Here is a 4,007-nt window from a genome sequence, read left to right on the forward strand (position 1 = left end):
TCCATCAAAACTGATGCCTGTGTTGTATTCGTTCGTAGCGCTCAAATCTCCATCGGCAGCATTATGCGCGGCGATGTTCGTTGTATTTGTAGCTATTGCAGTATTCTGAGTTGTTTGTTCCGCTTCAAGATTGTCTATGTCAGTAACGTTAGTAGCGATATTGGTTACATTGGTAGCAATGTCGGCAGTATTCTGATCAACATCGGTTCTGATTGCAGTGTCGTCATAAGCCAGACCGCTAATGTCTATTGTTTGGTCACCACCAAGATCTGTAACCGTAAGGTCTGTTCCATCAAAACTGATACCTGTGTTGTATTCGTTAGAATCACTTAAATCTCCATCGGCAGCATTATGCGCGGCGATGTCTGTAGCATTTGTAGCGATAGCAGTATTCTGAGTTGTTTGCTCTGCTTCAAGAGCATCAATATCTGTCGCATTGGTTGCGATGTTCGTTGTATTGGCAGCTATTGCAGTATTCTGAGTTGTTTGTTCCGCTTCAAGGTTGTCGATATCCGTTACGTTAGTAGCGATATTGGTTACATTGGTAGCAATGTCGGTAGTATTCTGATCAACATCCGTTTGGATAGCAGTGTCGTCATAAGCCAGACCGCTAATGTCTATTGTTTGGTCACCACCAAGGTCAGTAACGGTTAAGTCGGTTCCATCAAAACTGATACCTGTGTTGTATTCGTTTGTAGCGCTCAAATCACCATCGGCTGCATTATGCGCAGCGATGTCAGTAGCGTTTGTAGCTATTGCGGTATTCTGAGTTGTTTGTTCTGCTTCAAGAGTATCAATATCTGTCGCATTCGTTGCGATGTCAGTTGTATTGGTAGCAATTGTGGTATTCTGAGTTGTTTGCTCAGCTTCTATATTAACAATGTCTGCAGAGTTCTGATTAACATCCGCTCTAATAGCAGTATCGTCATATGCAAGTCCGCTAATATTAGTGCTTACATCGCCACCGGCATCGGATACAGTTAAATTTGTTCCGTCAAAAGAGATTCCTGTATTAAAATCATCTGTAGCATCTGTATCTAAATTTAGAGGTAGGTCACTTAAATCGTTAAAGCTTCCTGAAAAGTCATCGGCAGCATCTTGGTCAAATGCTGATAAATCAACAGTTGTTGCATTTGGGTCGTTAGATAGTGTTAATACTCCCGAAGTATAGTTTAACGTCTGTATTTCATTTTGGTCATCTGCATCTGCATCATCTACATTGATTACAATAGCGTTGCCGTTATCAATACTAATATTCCCAGGTGTATTGTCGGTTTGTAAATTTTGGTTGTCGGTTACTGCAATTGAAATAACCGTTTCTAAACCGTTTTCATTGGTGTAGGTATATGTACCATCGCCATTATCTGCAAGTGTAGATATAGTTTGTGCTGCTCCATTGAAAGTTACATTGTTTCCGTTTCCGTCAGAAAGTGTAATGGTGCCATCGCCGTTATCATTAAATGCAAATGATGAAGAAGAATTACCATCGCAAAGGTTTGTCCATATCAATCCGTTATAATAATGCACACATTGCGTGTCGGTATTATAGACTACGGCTCCGTTCAGTGGAGAAATTGCTTGCATTTGTGCAGTAGTGAGTCTGGTAAGTACAAATGCTTTATCTGTACTTTCTAGCTCTACAATGGAAGCGGAATCGATAATATTAGGGTTTTCGCCAATTTTAACCTGAGCGTTTACGCAGAAAGAAAATAGAACGAGAAAAAGGAGCAATTTAATTTTTGTAGACATCGTAATATTGGGGGAATAGTTAACATTCACAAAAATAAAACGAGTCTTGTAGGAAAAATAGAATATGTTGTGTAGCTAGACAAATTTGTTGTTAAACAAGAGAAGTCTATAGTTACAACGTTTAAACGTGCCTTTTAGCGATACAAATTTTATGTAAATTTTGTAGGAATTCAATAAATTAGAAAGATTATTCTTACCTGAATTATATAAAGCATGATTAACTCTAATGCTTGTTTATCTAGATAAATACAAAAAGCCTTGATAATTTAAGTCACCTTCAGGAATGTAAATCGTATAGAAATAAACGCCAGTAGGTAGTCCTTTTTCTTCACCAAAAGGCACATTGTTTAGATTAGAGAATCCGACAAAATCATTTACATAGTCTGTCTTTTCGAACACTTTTAGTCCGTAACGATCATAGATTTGAAGAAAGTTACTGTCATATTCTTCTAATTCTTCAATGTAAAAGTTGTCGTTAATACCGTCACCATTTACAGAAACAAAGAAGTTATCTATAAAAAGTACATCTCTAGATAACGGTTCAAACAGACTTTTAGATGAGCCCAAGGTAATAACTTCATAATCATCTGGGGTAAAAGATTCTGTAGTAACAAAACCTTCGGTTAAAGTACCTACAGGAACACTACCAATTAAGTTGACCCAACTTTGAGAAGCTTTGCTCCACCCAACAGGTATGACTTCATCAACGTTATCGGTTAAACTTTCAATAGTACTACGTATGTTCCAACTTAGGGTTACGGTCGAAGGTATAGAACCTTCTAATCTCCAGAATTCAAATGTATTTACCAATTCAACATCTAGGGCAGTTGTTGCCGTATCATAGCTGCCTAAAGGAGCTGGTGCATTATTCGGATTTTCAAAATAATACGAACATTTAGCAAATAAATTAACGCTCTCAGAATTTATGATCAAAGGTCTTAAAAATTGCACATCACCAACTGGGAAACCAAAATTCTGTTGATTGGTAATAGCCGCATAACCCTCAATTTTACTAAAGTCATTCTCGCCGCTGTAAAATGAATTATCTACGAAATTGTAAAATATATCTGGTTGCGCAGTTGGGGTTAGAATACTACCAAAAATGAAATTGGTGTTATTGGTATTGTCCATACCAAGATTCAGCTGCATATTGTTCTCCAAAGCAATTTCCATATCATGGAACTGCGGAGTAACATTACCAGAAACAGTCAAAAGCTCAGATCCGTAAAAACCTGCTAACCCAAGATTATTATCTAAAGGCGATTCGTTAATGAAGTTGGTATGAAAACCAATTTGCCCACCTTCGTGAATACGTAAGTTACCGTTATTGTATAATGCTGTTTGGGCAGAAATAGTTACCGCAAACAGAAAGAAAAGTATGTGTGTGTATTTTTTCATTAGTCGTTTTGCTTTTCTAATAACATGGTTTTGATCTCTGCTATTTGAGCTTTTAACTCCTCTAATTCTGTACTCATGTTAGTATTGGCACTTTGTAATTCTTTAATTTTCTTTTCTTGCTCAATGGTATGTAAAAATAGTTCTTCTATTTTTTCTAGGTTAACTCTAGAAGATTCGGTTAAATTCCAATAGCCCAATTCATTATTAGTAGCAGCAGATTTAACACCTGGGAGGTGATTATTCTCTTTTACAAAAGCTTCAATTTCAGCTAAATCATAAAACTCATAATTAGGGTTTAAATTGGAATTACCAATAAAGTACTTTTGAAATACGTAATCAGGAGTTTGAATAGTCGTAATGATAGATCGAAATTCTCCATCAGTTCTAATATTTCCAGCTACATGTAAGTTTTCTAAAGGCACTGTAATGCCGATACCTACATTTCCATCTTCAATCATTCTTAATCTTTCTTCGCCCGCGGTTGAAAATGCCAATACATCATCCCTGACTCTAAACATACCAGTGTTTGTATCGCCATTTGTGTAAAAGCCATAACCAGGATTTGTTACACTTCCCTCCGTAGATGCAAACCCACCTCTTGCTTGAATTTGCCCATCAACATCAAGTTTGCTTTGGGGTGAAATATTTCCTATGGCTAATCTGTTATTTCCTTCATTCCATCTTAATTGATTGTTGTTTTCAATTGGTGCTCCTGTGATACCATCTGCAAAAAATAATGAGCCAGTTGTGCCTGTGAGACCGCTGTTAGATATCCAAGAATAATTACCAGCAGCATCCGTCGAAAGAACATCTCCTGAAGTTGCAGTAGCATCGTCGGGTAATTCAATTTCATTTTGATC

The 4,007-nt window shown here is 37.2% G+C and carries 2 protein-coding genes and 1 pseudogene; all 3 read right to left on the reverse strand.

Annotated features, from left to right (window positions below; genetic code table 11):
* The coding region (locus tag Q4500_RS18515; RefSeq protein ID WP_303601043.1) for a hypothetical protein at positions 1-1,749 on the reverse strand (1,749 nt) is incomplete at its 3' end.
* Between the two features lie 234 nt (positions 1,750-1,983).
* Positions 1,984-3,147 carry a gliding motility-associated C-terminal domain-containing protein gene (locus Q4500_RS18520; protein WP_303601044.1) on the reverse strand — a complete coding sequence of 388 codons (1,164 nt, stop codon included), beginning with the start codon at positions 3,145-3,147 and terminating at the stop codon, positions 1,984-1,986.
* Positions 3,147-4,007, reverse strand: a pseudogene (locus Q4500_RS18525) (hypothetical protein); the annotation flags it as partial. The gene Q4500_RS18520 and the pseudogene Q4500_RS18525, both read right to left, overlap by 1 nt.

Origin of the sequence: Maribacter sp. 1_MG-2023 (assembly GCF_030547005.1) — a bacterium.
In the GTDB taxonomy this organism is placed as follows: Bacteria; Bacteroidota; Bacteroidia; order Flavobacteriales; family Flavobacteriaceae; genus Maribacter.